The organism is Kribbella kalugense (assembly GCF_004365875.1).
Taxonomy (GTDB): Bacteria; Actinomycetota; Actinomycetes; order Propionibacteriales; family Kribbellaceae; genus Kribbella; species Kribbella kalugense.
In genome coordinates, this window is the sequence record NZ_SODF01000001.1 from 1,249,936 (window position 1) to 1,264,276 (window position 14,341).

The 14,341-nt window shown below is 66.7% G+C and carries 13 protein-coding genes; 11 read left to right on the plus strand and 2 right to left on the minus strand.

Annotated elements, in window-relative coordinates; all coding sequences use genetic code 11:
• Positions 1-16 precede the first annotated feature (16 nt).
• From EV650_RS05790 to EV650_RS05830, 9 genes are all read left to right on the plus strand, one after another.
• Complete coding sequence (locus EV650_RS05790) at positions 17-1,447, plus strand: NAD-dependent succinate-semialdehyde dehydrogenase (protein WP_134116067.1); 1,431 nt, start codon at positions 17-19, stop codon at positions 1,445-1,447.
• Between the two features lie 3 nt (positions 1,448-1,450).
• A complete protein-coding gene (locus tag EV650_RS05795) occupies positions 1,451-2,395 on the plus strand; it encodes a carbohydrate ABC transporter permease (protein WP_134116069.1) in 945 nt (314 codons plus the stop codon).
• Positions 2,385-3,239 carry a carbohydrate ABC transporter permease gene (locus EV650_RS05800; RefSeq protein WP_134116071.1) on the plus strand — a complete coding sequence of 285 codons (855 nt, stop codon included), beginning with the start codon at positions 2,385-2,387 and terminating at the stop codon, positions 3,237-3,239. Before EV650_RS05795 ends, EV650_RS05800 begins: the two co-directional genes overlap by 11 nt.
• 2 nt (positions 3,240-3,241) lie before the next feature.
• Complete coding sequence (locus EV650_RS05805; protein WP_134116073.1) at positions 3,242-4,324, plus strand: mandelate racemase/muconate lactonizing enzyme family protein; 1,083 nt, start codon at positions 3,242-3,244, stop codon at positions 4,322-4,324.
• A 21-nt stretch (positions 4,325-4,345) separates the two neighbouring features.
• Positions 4,346-5,662: an ABC transporter substrate-binding protein gene (locus EV650_RS05810; RefSeq protein ID WP_134116075.1), complete on the plus strand. Its 1,317-nt coding sequence runs from the start codon at positions 4,346-4,348 to the stop codon at positions 5,660-5,662.
• 4 nt (positions 5,663-5,666) lie between these two features.
• Positions 5,667-6,713: a mandelate racemase/muconate lactonizing enzyme family protein gene (locus EV650_RS05815; RefSeq protein WP_134116077.1), complete on the plus strand. Its 1,047-nt coding sequence runs from the start codon at positions 5,667-5,669 to the stop codon at positions 6,711-6,713.
• A 126-nt stretch (positions 6,714-6,839) separates the two neighbouring features.
• Positions 6,840-7,625 (plus strand): SGNH/GDSL hydrolase family protein, encoded by a 786-nt coding sequence (locus EV650_RS05820; RefSeq protein ID WP_134116079.1) that lies wholly within the window; start codon positions 6,840-6,842, stop codon positions 7,623-7,625.
• Between the two features lie 179 nt (positions 7,626-7,804).
• A complete protein-coding gene (locus EV650_RS05825) occupies positions 7,805-8,785 on the plus strand; it encodes a winged helix DNA-binding domain-containing protein (RefSeq protein WP_134116081.1) in 981 nt (326 codons plus the stop codon).
• A gap of 32 nt (positions 8,786-8,817) precedes the next feature.
• Positions 8,818-9,621: an SRPBCC family protein gene (locus tag EV650_RS05830; RefSeq protein WP_134116083.1), complete on the plus strand. Its 804-nt coding sequence runs from the start codon at positions 8,818-8,820 to the stop codon at positions 9,619-9,621.
• On the opposite strand, the gene EV650_RS05835 is transcribed toward EV650_RS05830, so the two are convergent.
• The gene (locus EV650_RS05835; protein WP_134116085.1) at positions 9,610-11,871 is read right to left on the minus strand and encodes an ATP-binding cassette domain-containing protein; all 2,262 of its coding nucleotides are present in this window, start codon (positions 11,869-11,871) and stop codon (positions 9,610-9,612) included. The genes EV650_RS05830 and EV650_RS05835 overlap by 12 nt on opposite strands.
• A gap of 83 nt (positions 11,872-11,954) precedes the next feature.
• Positions 11,955-12,491, minus strand: coding sequence for a MarR family winged helix-turn-helix transcriptional regulator (locus EV650_RS05840; RefSeq protein WP_439648760.1), 537 nt, complete (start codon positions 12,489-12,491; stop codon positions 11,955-11,957).
• A 54-nt stretch (positions 12,492-12,545) separates the two neighbouring features.
• Here EV650_RS05840 and EV650_RS05845 point away from each other — a divergent pair, with 54 nt between their 5' ends.
• Both EV650_RS05845 and EV650_RS05850 read left to right on the plus strand, forming a co-directional pair.
• Complete coding sequence (locus tag EV650_RS05845) at positions 12,546-13,253, plus strand: SDR family NAD(P)-dependent oxidoreductase (RefSeq protein ID WP_202874407.1); 708 nt, start codon at positions 12,546-12,548, stop codon at positions 13,251-13,253.
• Between the two features lie 37 nt (positions 13,254-13,290).
• Complete coding sequence (locus EV650_RS05850) at positions 13,291-14,340, plus strand: LacI family DNA-binding transcriptional regulator (RefSeq protein WP_134116089.1); 1,050 nt, start codon at positions 13,291-13,293, stop codon at positions 14,338-14,340.
• Position 14,341: the final 1 nt, after the last annotated feature.

Genomic DNA, 14,341 nt, shown 5'->3' on the forward strand with positions numbered 1-14,341 from the left:
ACCCCGGAGCCAGCAGATGACCTCTCCGCACGATCTCTTCATCGATGGCCAGTGGCGCCCGGCCGCCGACGGCCGGCGCTTCCCGGTCCACGACCCGGCCGACGGGTCCGAGCTGGCCCAGTTCGCCGCGGCCACCGAGGCGGACTGCCTGGCCGCCGTCGACGCGGCCGCCGACGCGCTCGCCTCGTGGTCCGCGACCCCACCCAGGCAGCGCTCCGAGCTACTCCGCGCCTGCTTCGACCTACTGACCGAGGAACGTGAGCAGCTCGCCGCCCTCATCGTCGCCGAGAACGGCAAGGCGTACGCCGATGCCATCGGGGAGGCGGCGTACGCGACCGAGTTCTTCCGCTGGTTCGCCGAGGAAGCGGTCCGGATCGGCGGCGACTTCCGGCTCTCCCCGTCGGGCGACAAGACCATCGTCGTACGCCGCGACCCGATCGGCGTAGCCGTCCTCGTCACCCCGTGGAACTTCCCGGCCGCGATGGCCACCCGCAAGATCGCGCCCGCCCTGGCCGCGGGCTGCTCAGTAGTCCTGAAACCGGCCAGCCAGACGCCACTCACCGCGGCGTACGTCGTCGACGTCCTCCGGCGAGTCGGCGTACCAGCAGGTGTCGTCAACCTGGTCACCCCAGTGCCAGCCGGTCCGGCGGTGAGCGCGATGCTGCACCACCCCGCCGTACGCAAGCTGTCCTTCACCGGATCCACCGAGGTCGGACGAGTACTGCTCCACGAGGCGGCAGACCAGGTGGTCAGCTCGTCGATGGAGCTCGGCGGCAACGCGCCGTTCGTAGTCTTGCCCGGTGCCGACGTAGAGGCCGCGGTCGAGGGCGCGATGGTCGCGAAGATGCGCAACGGCGGCTCCGCGTGTACGGCGGCCAACCGGTTCTACGTCCATGACTCGCTCGTGGACGAGTTCAGCACCCGGATCACCACCGCGATGAAGGCGGTCACCATGGGCCCCGGCGCCGACCACTCGAACGACCTCGGAGCGCTGGTGTCACCGGAGGAACGCGACAAGGTCGCCGGCCTCGTCGACCGGGCCGTTGCCGAAGGCGCCAACCTGACACTTGGAGGCGGCGGGCAACCGAGCGGCGGAGCGTTTTATCCGCCGACCGTGCTCACCGACGTGAAGCACGGCACCGAGATCAACCAGACCGAGATCTTCGGACCGGTCGCCGCGATCGTTGCCTTCAGCGACGTCGACGAAGCCGTTGCCATGGCCAACGACACCATCTACGGCCTGATCGCCTACGTGTACGGCGATCCCGCCCAGGCGCTCTCCGTCGCGCAACGGATCGACGCCGGCATGGTCGCGGTCAATCGCGGCGTACTCAGTGATCCGGCCGCGCCGTTCGGTGGGACCAAGCAGTCCGGACTCGGCCGTGAAGGCAGTTCCGAGGGCATCCTCGAATTCCTCGAGGAGAAGTACATCGGGATCGAGGTGTGACCGATGGCCAACGCAGTCCTCCTGAAACCCCCGGACGTCGACGGACCACCGGCCCGGAAACGGGTCAAGGTCAAACTCAAGCGGCAGAACCTGGCCGGCTGGCTGTTCGTCGGTCCGGTGATCTTCGGTGTGCTGTTCTTCCAGCTCCTCCCGGTCGCGGCCTCTCTGGTGGTGTCGCTGACCAACTGGACCGGGCTGAACTCGCCGAAGTTCCTCGGCCTGGGCAACTACAAGGAGCTGTTCACCGCCGACGACACGTTCTGGCCGTCGCTGAAGAACACCGCGATCTTCACCGTGGTCGTCGTCGTACTGACCATTTTCATCGGGCTCGGACTCGCGGTCCTGTGCAATCAGAAGATCAAGGGCATCGGATTCTTCCGGACGCTGTATTACTCGCCCGCAGTCACCAACGTGGTCGCGATCGGCTTCGTCTGGTTCTGGCTGTACAACCCGGACAGCGGCCTGTTCAACTCCACCCTGAAGACGATCGGCATCCACGGCCCGGCCTGGCTGTCCGACACCAAGACCGCGTTGATCGCGGTGATGATCGTCGCGCTCTGGCAGGGTGTCGGCTACCCGATGGTGATCCTGCTGGCCGGGTTGCAGAGCATCGACCAGTCGCTGATCGAAGCGGCGACGGTGGACGGAGCGTCGGCCTGGCGGCGGTTCTGGGCGGTCGTCTTCCCGCTGCTGACGCCGAGCCTGTTCTTCCTCACCATTACGCAGTTCATCACCTCGTTCCAGGTGTTCGGGATCATCTACGTGATGACGTCCGGCGGGCCGAACAACGCCACCTCGGTGTTCATCTTCCAGATCTACGAGGCGGCCTTCGGGCACGGCCGGCTGGGCTATGCCTCCGCGATGGGCTGGGTGCTGTTCGTCATCGTCGGTGTCGTCACCGCGATCCAGTGGAAGATGGAGAAACGGTGGGTGCACTATGACAACTGAGGCCATCCGGGTCTTCAACCGGGCGCCCAGGCACATCCCGCGCCGGGTCGTACTGATCGTCGTGCTGCTGTTCTTCGCGGTGGTGTTCGCGATGCCGCTGCTGTGGATGATCAGCGCGTCGCTGAAACCGGAGAACGAAGTACTGCAGTCGCCGCCGACGTTCTTCCCGTCGGAGTTCCAGTGGGGCAACTACTCCCAAGCCGGCCACGGCCTGCTGCCGTTCTTCCTGAACAGCTGCAAGCTCGCCGCGCTGAACGTCGGTTTCCTGCTGCTGTTCGCGTCGCTGGCCGGGTACGGTTTCGCCCGGCTGAACTTCGCCTTCAAGAACCTGGCCTTCGCACTGTTGTTGTCGACGGCAATGATCCCGGGCATCGTCTACCTGGTTCCGCAGTACATGCTGTTCCGGCAGATGGGGTGGATCGACACACACTACCCGCTCTGGGTCCCGAACGTGCTGACCCCGGTGTTCGGCACGTTCCTGCTCCGGCAGGCGTTCCGCGGGGTGCCGATGGAGTTGGAGGAGGCGGCCAAGCTCGACGGCGCGTCCACCTTCGGAACGTTCTGGCGGATCATGCTGCCGCAGGTGAAACCGGCCCTGGCCGCGGTCGGCGCGCTGACCTTCATGGGCTCGTGGAACGACCTCTTCGGCCCGCTGATCTTCCTCAACTCGACGCGGTTGCAGACCATGCCGATCGCGCTCGCGCTGTTCAAGGGTGAGTACTTCACCCAGACCAACCTCATGATGGCCGCCGCGACGCTGACGATCCTGCCGCCGCTGCTGCTGTTCCTGCTGGCTCAGAAGTACTTCGTCCAGGGCATCACGATGTCCGGCCTGAAAGGATAAGAATGCGGATCACCAAGATCGAGTCGATCATCCTGCTCGACAAGCTGCACATCGTGAAGGTGCACACCGACGAAGGCCTGGTGGGTGTCGGCGAGGTCAGCCCGATGAACGCCTTCGTCTCGCACAGCGTGGTCGAGAAGGCACTCGCGCCGCTGCTGATCGGCGAAGAGGCGTCGGATATCGAGCGGCTGTGGCGCCGGCTGTACACCAAGCCGTACAAGCTCGGCCCCGGCGGCGCGCAGCTGAACGCCATCGCCGGTATCGACATCGCGCTGTGGGACCTGCTCGGCAAGGCCGCCGGGCTGCCCACCTACAAGCTCCTCGGCGGCAAGTACCGCCAGAGCGCCAAGGTCTACGCCAGCTCGATGTCGCGCAGCATGACACCGGAGCAGGAGGCCGAGCGGGCGAAGTCCTTTCAGGAGAAGGGATTCCACGGCTACAAGATCCACTCGTCGACGCCGTGGATGCACGACGACGGCTTCGACCAGACCATCGCCACCGTGACCGCGGTCCGGGAGCTCGTCGGTGACGACTTCCCGATCCTGGTCGACGTCAACAACGCGTACTACGAACACACCGCGATCAAGCTGGCCCACGCGCTCGAGGACCTCGGCGTGTGGCACTTCGAGGAACCGCTCGCCGCCCACGACTACGCGGCGTACGGACGGCTGGCGGACGCGGTCGACATCCCGATCGCGGCGGGGGAGCAGGAGTACACCAGCTGGCAGTTCCGGGACCTGATCCTCGACGGCCGGGTGGACATCCTGCAGCCGGACGTCATCAAGTGCGGCGGGATCACGGAGTTCAAGAAGATCGCCGTACTCGCCGACACCTTCACCAAGCCGATCACGGTGCACAACACCCAGCAGACGATCGGTACGTCGGCGCACGCGCACCTGTGGGTCAGTACGCCGTCCTGCGTCTACCCGCAGGAGTACAACATCGAGCACAACCCGGTTCTCGACGACGTACCGATCTGGAAGAACCCGCTTGTCCCGGTGAACGGCGAGATCACGCCGTGGGAGCTGCCCGGTCTGGGCATCGAGCTGGACGACGACGCGGTCGCAAAACTGCGGACCAATTAACTTCAGAGAACAGGAACGACCATGCCCGCATCAGACATCAGCCGTCGGTCGATACTCAAAGCCCTCGGCATCAGCGGTGGCGTGCTCGCCGCCGGAGTACCGCTCGCCGCCTGTGGAAGCAACGGAAGCGGTGGAGGGGGTGGCGGCAACGCCTCCTGGATGACCTGGGACACCGAGAGTGGCTCGCCGATGTACACGGTGGCCCAGAACTGGGCCAAGCAGGCCGGCAAGACCCTCGACATCCAGTCCATCCCCGGCGACGACTACGACACCAAGCTCCGTACGGTGCTGTCGTCGGGCGCCGCGCCGACCGCGATCCGGATCAACGACGACTACGTCCGGGGGTACTACGCGGAGGGCTCGCTGCTCGACCTGCGTCCGTACCTGGAGAAGGACGGAATCAAGCCGGACGACTACTTCCCGGTCGCCTACAACTTCGCCAAGCAGCCCGACGGCGCGCACGCCGCGTGGCCGATCATGACCAACCCCGGCGTGCTGTACTGCAACACCGACGCCTTCGCGGAGGCCGGGGTCGAGCTCCCGCCGAAGGACTGGGCGAAGAGCGGCTGGACCTGGGACGACTTCGTCGACGCGGCGAAGAAGCTGACCAAGCCGAACGGCGAGCAGTTCGGCGCGCTCGTCTTCCCCGACACCTCGCTCGAGACGGTCTTCCCGGTCAGCAACGGCGGCGACGGTATCTACTCGAAGGACGCGACCCGGTTCACGCTGGCCGAGCCGCAGGGCGCCGAGGCGATCCAGTGGGTCGCCGACCTGTCGCTCGTCCACAAGGTGCACCCGGACTTCGCCACCGTCACGGCCGGCAAGCAGACGCCGAACTGGGCACTGGCCCAGCTGGGCACCGGCAAGGTCGCGATGCTGCTCGGGCTCACCAGCGGCATCCCGTACCTGCGCACCAACGCGAAGGTGAAGTGGGACATCTTCCCGACGCCGATGAAGGTACGGCGTACGACGGTCAACACGCTGACCGTCCTCGCGGTGCCGAAGGCCTCGAAGGACCCGGACGCCGCCTGGGACTTCCTGAAGTACTGCGCCGGCGCGGACGCGGCGAAGCTGCTCGCGCAGTCCCGCGGCTTCATGCCGGTCGCGAAGACCTCGTCGGCGCTGTTCGTGCCCGACGACAAGTCGCCGTCGAACCTTGCGCTGGTGACGCAGGCGCTCGGCAACGCGGTGAACGAGAACTTCAGCCGCTACATCGAACGCGCCCGGACCATCTACCGGCCGGTGCTCGACGACGTCTGGAGCGGTAAGAAGACCGCCGAGGCGGCGCTGGGCAGCGTGAAGCAGAAGGTCGAAGACGTTCTCGCAGGCAAGGGATGACCGCATGAAGATCACCGACATCAGTGTCGACATCACGTCCGAACCGAAGGCGCACGCGGTCCGCGACGCGATCCAGTTGCTCGACCGGAACGGGCAGACCCGGGTTCGGATCGACACCGACGAGGGCGTGAGCGGCGTCAGTACGACGTACTTCGGTCGCGTCGAGAGTTCACCGGCGGTGCTGGCCAAGCTCATCACCGAGCAGCTGGCGCCGGAGGTGATCGGCGAGGACCCGACGATCATCCGGGGGATCCGGCAGAAGCTGCAGACCCTGACCGACTACCAGGGGACCGCCGGGTTGTCGTCGTACGGCATCTCGGCGATCGACCTGGCGCTGTGGGATCTCCTCGGCAAGTCCCTCGACGTGCCGGTGTGGAAGCTGCTCGGCGCACAGCGGACCGCGATCCCGACGTACGCGATGGTCGGTTGGCTCGAGCTGGACGTCGCGGGTCTGGAGAGCGTCTCGGCGAAGGCGATGGAGCAGGGCTTCCGCGGCGTGAAGATGAAGGTCGGCGGCGGACCGCTCAGCGAGGACGTGCAGCGGATCAAGGCGGTCCGGAAGGTGATCGGTCCGGACGCCCCGCTGATGGTCGACGCCAACCAGGCCTTCGGGTACGCCGAGGCGCTGAGACGCGGCCGGGTCTACGAGGAGCTGGACTGCCGGTGGTTCGAGGAGCCGCTGCCGGCTGCGGACACCGACGCGCACGTGCGGTTGGCGGAGAAGCTGGACATCCCGATCGCGACGGGGGAGAACCGGTATGGCCAGGCCGCTTTCCGGGACCTGATCTCGCGTGGTGGCGTCGGCGTCGTACAACCTGATCTGCGGCGGGCCGGTGGGTTGACCGACTGCCTGGAGATCGGGTTGATGGCAGCCGGGTTCGGTGTGCCGTACGCATCGCACGGCGGGGGAGCGCATATCCATGTGCTCGCCGCGTTGCCGAACACCATCTATGTGGAGAGCGGACTGCTGCCCGCTGACGGGAAGGTGAAGCTCGTCGACGGGTGCTATCCACTGCCTCCGGGGCCAGGGTTGTCGTCCTGGAACGGCTAGTTGGTGACCGACACCGGGAATCCACGGTTAATTTGTTACTAGGACCTTGTGTGTTACTCGCCAGTCAGCGAAGGTGACGTTGAGTACTTCAGTCGCCACCCCTCGCTTACAAAGGCGGTCCGCCCAATGAAGTCCATCGCCAGTTTGCTGTCCGCCGCGGCGCTCGGCGCCGTGGTCCTACTCAGCCCAGGTGTCGCGCACGCGGCGTCGCCGAACTACGTCGCACTCGGTGACTCGTACGCCTCCGGTGTCGGGACCCGCACTTACATCTCGAGTAGCGGGTCCTGCCAGCGGTCCACCAAGGCCTATTCGTACATCGACGCGGCCCGAATCGGGGCCAACCTGACGTTCGTGGCCTGCTCCGGCGCGAAGGTCGCCGACGTCACTGCGAACCAGTTGCCGTCGGTGACCAGTTCGACCAACATCGTCTCGGTCCAGGTCGGCGGCAACGACGCCGGCTTCTCGTCGGTCATCACCGAGTGCGCGAAGCCGTCGTGGCTCGGCGACTGCACGAGCGCCGTGGCCAACGCCCAGGCGATCATCAACAACACCCTGCCCGGCCGGTTGAACACTCTGTACTCGTCGATCAAGAGTCGGGCGTCGTCGGCCCAGGTCGCGGTCGTCGGGTACCCGCGGCTGTTCAACGGCACCGACTGCAACGCCGGCACGTTCTTCAGCCCGGACGAGATGACCAAGCTGAACGCGACCGCCGACCTGCTCAACTCCAAGGTCGCGGCTTCGGCGAGCGCGGCCGGGTTCTCGTTCGTGAACCCGACGACGAAGTTCATCGGTCACTCGGTGTGCGGCAGCCCGGAGTGGCTGAACGGCCTCTCGAACCCGGTCAGCGAGTCATACCACCCGAACGTGACCGGCCAGGCAGCCTTCGCCGACCTGGTCCAGCCCGCCCTCTGACCAAAGCGCATTTGGCTGGTTGACCAGCCAATTTGCCTGGTTGGCCAGGCAAATCAGGGGTTTGTGACCCGGAATCAGGGTCACAAACCCCTGATTTCGTTGGTGGACCAGTCAAATCCGTATTTCAAGGTGCGGACTCGTCCGGTTCGTGGTGTCATGCTGAGGTGACGCGAAGGTCCGTGGACTGGTTACTGGCAGCCAGGATGCAGGCCAACTGCTTAGCGCGTCCGGTGGACGAGGCCGGCCCCGGAGGGGTGGCCGACGTCGTACGCCGGACGGGGGGACTCCAGGCGCAGAGCTGGCGAGGCGCCGCGTACGCCGTCCGGGCCCGATCGACCGCGACCACGCTCGCTGACGTCTCGCGAGCTCAAGAGGACGATCGCTCCGCCGTCCGCGGCTGGTTCATGCGCGGCACGCTGCAACTGGTCGCCGTCGAGGATGCCGGCCCACTGCTCGGTCTGCTCGGCGCAAAGCTGATCAAAGACACTTCACGGCGGTTCGGCGAGCTGGGTCTGACGCCGTCGATCCGCGCCGAGGCGGCCGATCGCCTGGAGGAACATCTGCTGGCCCATGGTCCGTCCACCCGAGCAGAACTGGCGGACCTGCTGGTGAAGGCAGGTCTGATCTCGGAGCCGAAAGGACAAGCGGTCTACGCGTTGATCCGCTACACAGGCTTGCTCGGACGCCTCTGCTACGGCCCCGGCGAGACCTGGGTCGCGGTGCAAGCATGGCTCGGCAGACCGCTCGTATTAGAAGGCGATCCCGAGGCTCTGGCCCGGCGGTACCTGACCGCCTACGGCCCGGCGACCGCGCGGGATTTCGCAACCTGGTCGGGCCTGCCGGTGCCGGCCGCTCGCCGCGCTGTCGACGCGGTCGCGACCACGACGTTCGAAGTCGAGGGCACCGAACTGGTTGCCGTCGGCGACGTTCCGGGTTGCCAGGAAGTGCGCATGCTGGGCGAGTTCGATGCCTACCTACTCGGCTACCAAGATCGGTGGCAGGAGCTGCCGCGCTCGATCTTTCCCGGCGGCGGCATGCTGCGGCCCGCGGTGGTGGAAGCCGGTCGGGCGATCGGCACCTGGCGGCACGCTGACCTGTCGGTAGACGCGCCGGCCGACGTTTCAGCCGAGCTGAAAGATCTGGCTCGCTTCGCCGGTTGATCGTATATAACTCGTCGGGTATATATAGATCCATGACCGAGACGTTGAGTTCTGAGAACGGACGGACCGTGTTGCGGATGCGGCGGGAGCTGCGGCATCCGGTCGAGAAGGTGTGGCGGGCGATCACCGAGCCGAGCCAGTTGGCCGAGTGGTTCCCGGCTGCGGTCGAGCTCGATCTGCGGCTGGACGGGGCGATCAAGTTCACGTTCGAGCAGGATCCGGGCGCGCCGGTGGACGAGCAGTCCAGCGGTGTGATCCGCGCGTACGAACCGCCGCACGTGCTCGAGTACACCTGGGGTGTCGAGGTGCTCCGCTGGGAGCTGGTGCCGAACGCGGACGGTTGCACGTTGCATCTGACCGCGACGTACGACGACCGCGCCGGATCGGCGAGCTTCTCCGGTGGCTGGACGTTGTGCTTCGACGCGCTCGCGCGGGTGCTCGGCGACACCGTGCCGCAGCAGGACTACCGCGAGCTGCACGAGCACTTCGTGAAGGTGTTCGGACTGGATCAGGGCGTGCTGACCGACGACGGTGGGGTCCGTTTCGAGCGGCAACTGGTGCAGCCGAAGGAGGCTGTCTGGAAGCTGCTGACCGGCGCGCAGACAGCCACCGCGGGCAGTCCGCCGCCGGCCGGGTTCGTTGCCAAGGGCATTGAACCCGGACCGGTTGCAGACGCCGAAGAGCCCGTGCGGCTCACCTACACCTGGAGCGGCGGCGAGGTGACGTGGGCATTCCGGGACGGCAACGGCGGCGCCCGCCTGGTCCTCACCCAGACCGGCCCCGCCGCGGACTACCTCAACCCCTGGCGCGAATTGATCGAGGCCCTAGCTCGCTGAGACGTACTCCCGAAGGTGCTCGGCGGTGAGCGTCGGGCTGCTCTCGACGAGGTCGGCCGGCGTACCGGTGAAGACGATCTGACCGCCGTCGTGACCGGCGCCCGGGCCGACGTCGATCAACCAGTCGGCGTGCGCCATCACCGCCTGGTGGTGCTCGATCACGACCACGGTGTTGCCTTGGTCAACGAGTGTGTCGAGCATCTTGAGCAACTGGTCGACATCGGCCAGGTGCAGTCCGCTGGTCGGCTCGTCGAGGATGTAGATCGAACCGGTCCGGCCCATGTTGATCGCCAGCTTGAGCCGTTGCCGCTCACCACCAGACAGCGTCGTCAGCGGCTGCCCGAGCCCGATGTACCCGAGCCCGACCGTCGCAAGCCGATCCAGGATGGCGCGCGCCGTGCCCTTCCCGAAGAACTCACGTGCCTCGGCGACCGTCATCCGCAGCACCTCGCTGATGTTCTTCCCACGCAACCGATAGCCGAGCACCTCCGGCGTGAACCGCGCGCCGTTGCAGTCCTCGCAGACCGACGCGACCTCCGCCATCATCGCGAGATCCGTGTAGACCAGCCCGAGGCCCTTGCAGGTCGGGCACGCGCCGACCGAGTTCGCGCTGAACAGCCCGGGCTTCACCTTGTTCGCCTTGGCGAACTCGGCCCGGATCGGATCGAGCAGTCCGGTGTACGTCGCCGGGTTGCTCCGCCGCGAGCCACGGATCGGTTCCTGCCCGGCGATGATCACGCCGTCCCGGCCGGCCAGCGAGCCGTGGATCAATGAGCTCTTCCCAGATCCGGCGACTCCGGTGATAACCGTGAGTACGCCGAGCGGGACGTCCACACTGACATCGCGCAGGTTGTGCAGCGTCGCGTTCTCGATCGACAGCTTCCCGGTCGGACGGCGTACGTCGTCACGCACCCTCACCCGATGGTCGAGGTACTGCCCAGTCAGAGTGCCCGAGGTCTTCAGGCCGGGGACATCGCCGGCGTAACAGAGCCGTCCACCGGACAGACCTGCGCCCGGGCCGAGATCGACCACGTGATCGGCGATCCGGATCGTCTCCGGTTTGTGCTCGACGACCAGGACGGTGTTGCCCTTGTCCCGCAGTTGGAGCAGCAGGTCGTTCATCTGCTGGATGTCGTGCGGGTGCAGGCCGACCGTCGGCTCGTCGAAGACATAGGTGACATCGCTCAGGCTCGACCCGAGATGGCGGACCAGCTTCACACGCTGCGCCTCGCCGCCTGACAACGTGGACGACTCACGATCCAGGCTGAGATAGCCGAGGCCGATGGTGACGAACGAGTCGAGGGTCTGGGCGAGTCCCTCGAGCATCGGCCCGACGCCCGGATGCTTGACTCCGGCAACGAACTCGGCGAGGTCGCTGATCTGCATCGCCGAGCACTCGCCGATGGTCCGCCCGTTGACGGTGACAATGCGAGCCGCCTCGTTCAGCCGGACGCCGCCGCACTCCGCGCAGGTTTGTTGCCGAATCGCGCGTTCGGCGAAGGCTCGGGCGTGACTCTGCATGGACTGCAGGTCCTTGCTCAGGTACTGGCGTTTGAGCTTGCTGATCAATCCCTCGAAGGTCAGGTTGCTCTTGCCGACCCTGATCTTGATCGGCTCCTGGTAGAGGAACTGCTGCCAGGCCTCGGCCGGGTAGTCCTTGAGCGGCAGATCGGGATCGAACAGACCAGAGCTCGCCATCAGTTGCCAATGCCAACTGTCGACCGAGTACCCAGGCGCCTTGATCGGACCCTGGTTCAGGCTCTTCTCGAGGTCCACCAGCTCGTCGAGATCGAACTCGGTGGTCCGCCCGAGTCCCTCGCAGACCGGACACATGCCCTCGGCCCGGTTGAAGCTGAAGACGGACGGTGGGCCGGCGTACGGCGTTCCGGCTCGGCTGAAGAGGACGCGGAGCATGGTGTGGGCGTCGGTCGCGGTGCCGACCGTCGACCGGGCGTTGGCACCGATGCGTTCCTGGTCGACGATGATCGCGGCGGACAGGTTCTGCAGCGCGTCCACGTCGGGGCGGCCGAGGCTCGGCATGAAGTTCTGGACGAACGCGGTGTAGGTCTCGTTGATCAGCCGCTGCGATTCGGCGGCGATGGTGTCGAAGACGAGGGAGGACTTGCCGGAGCCAGAGACCCCGGTGAAGACGGTGAGCCGGCGTTTCGGGATGTCGAGCGAGACGCCGCTGAGGTTGTTCTCGCGGGCGCCGCGCACCTGGATGACGTCATGACTGTCAGCAGGAAGCATCCTTCAATGGTCTCATTGAACCGCCCATACGAACTTTGCCCAGCGGCTCCAGTCAGCACGACCGGCTAAAACCCTCAACGCCGTCAGGAAGGTTTGCGGGCCACCTTCGCGACCTCGTCGAGCAACTCCTGAAGTTGCCCGGCCAACTGGCTGCGGGCGGCGGGGGAGAGGGACGCGACCAGGTCCGCCTCGCGGGTGAGCACCTGGTCGACAGTTCGCTCGACCAGGTCGTGGCCGGCCTTTGTCAGCGTCACGACCACCGCGCGACTGCCGTCCGCGGCGGACCGGCGGGTGACGAGTCCGCTCTCCTCGGCCCGAGCGACCCGCTGCGAGATCGCTCCTGCGGTGACGAGGGTACGGCGGGACAGTTCGCGCGTACTCAGCTCGTACGGCGACCCCGCGCGCCGCAGCACGCTGAGCAGATCGAGGGTCGCCGGGTCAACGCCGGCGTCCGCGAGGACCCGGCGGCGGTCGTCGGCGAACAGTTTGGCCAGCCGCCACAGGGGAGTGACAATCTCGATCGAGTCGGTCGGCGTACCGGGGCGTTCCCGCTGCCAGGCGCGGGCGATCTCCGCCGCGGGGTACGGACTCGGGGCATCGAGCGGGTAGTTGTCGGCCACGAGCATCATGGTACGTTTAGGTCTAAACATTTAGACCTAAACGTGAGGTGTCGAGTGAGGACGATCGTGGTGACCGGGGGAGCGACTGGGATCGGGCGCGCGACCGCCGAGCGGTTCCGTGCCGACGGAGACGATGTGGTGATCACCGGGCGACGCGCCGACGTACTGGCGAAGACCGCGGCGGATGTCGGAGTCAGGGGAGTGGTGTGCGACGCGACGGATCCGGTGCAGGTGGAGCGGTTGCTGGACGAGTTGCCGGACAAGGTCGACGTACTGGTGAACAACGCCGGCGGCAACACCGACTTCGGTCGCCCGGACGGTGATCTCGCCCAACTGAAGGCCAACTGGCTCGCCAACCTCGAGGCCAACCTGATCAGCGCGGTGCTCACCACGACCGCGCTAGGACCCCGAATGACGACCGCCGTCATCCACCTCGGCTCGATCGCGGGCGCCCGCGGCGCGGGTTCGTACGGCGCCTCGAAGGCCGCACTGGCGATGTGGAACGTCGACGCGGCGACCGAGCTCGGGGCTCAGGGCGTGACCTCCAATGTCGTCGCGCCCGGCTTCACCGCGGACACCGAGTTCTTCCAGGGACGGCTGACCGATCAGCGCCGTCAAACGTTGCTCCAAGCAACGTTGACCAAGCGCGAAGGTCAGGTCGAGGACATCGCCGGCACCATCCACTACCTCGCCTCGCCGGCCGCCCGGCACCTCACCGGTCAGGTCCTCCATGTGAACGGCGGGGCGTTGATTACGCGCTGATCACTGACAACGTGGGCCAGATGTGACAATGGGCGACATGCGTCCCACCGTCAAAGATGTCGCCAAGCTGGCCGGGGTGTCGCCGAAGACGGTGTCGAACGTGATCAACGGCGTCGTCTTCGTGCGGCCTGAGACGCGGGCCCGGGTGGAGAGCGCCCTGGCCGAGCTCGACTACGTGCCGAACATGAGCGCGCGCGGACTGCGGAACGGCCGGTCCGGAATGATCGCGCTGGCCCTGCCCGACCTGCTACGGCCGTACTCCGCCGAGATCATCCACCTGGTCGTCGAGCTGGCCCACGAGCGCGGCTGGGGCGTGCAGATCGAGCAGACCGCGGCCGAGCCCAAGCGCGAGTTCGAGCTGCTCTCGAAGGCCCGCGCGTACCTCGTCGACGGCCTGATCCTGAACCCGGTGAACCTCGACGACAGCGCGGTGATGTCGGCAGGACCGCTGCCGCCGTTGGTGCTGATCGGTGACGTCGATCAGGACGTCGTCAGCCAGGTCGCGATCGACAACCTCGCGGCCGCGCGGGACATGACCAAGCACCTGCTCGCACGCGGCTGCCGCCGGATCGCAGCCGTCGGTACGCCGGAGATCCCGCGCGGCTCCAGCGGAGCAGGCGTACTCGCGGGTTCCGCCGAAGGCCCCGGTACGGCGGCGTCGCGACTAAGGACCACCGGATACCACCAGGCGCTCGAGGAGGCCGGCGTACCGATCGATCCGTCGCTCGAGATCAGCCTCGACAGGTGGCGACCAGAGGGCGCCGCGACCGTAGTGGGGAAGTATCTGGCCGACCACGAGCTGCCGGACGCGTTCTTCTGCTTCACCGACTCGATCGCGTCCGGTGCGCTGGCGGCGCTGTGGAGTGCGGGCATCGCCGTACCCCGGCAGACCCTGGTCGCCGGGTTCGACAACATCCTCGAGAGTCAGTTCATGATCCCGCCGCTGACCACGATCGATTTCGACCGGCGGGAGTTCGTCGGGGCCGCGCTCGACCTGCTCGCCGAGGCGATGGCCGACCGGGGTGCGCCGCCACGCAGGGTGATGATCCCACATCGCGTCGTCGAACGCGCCAGTACCGAACGCTAAC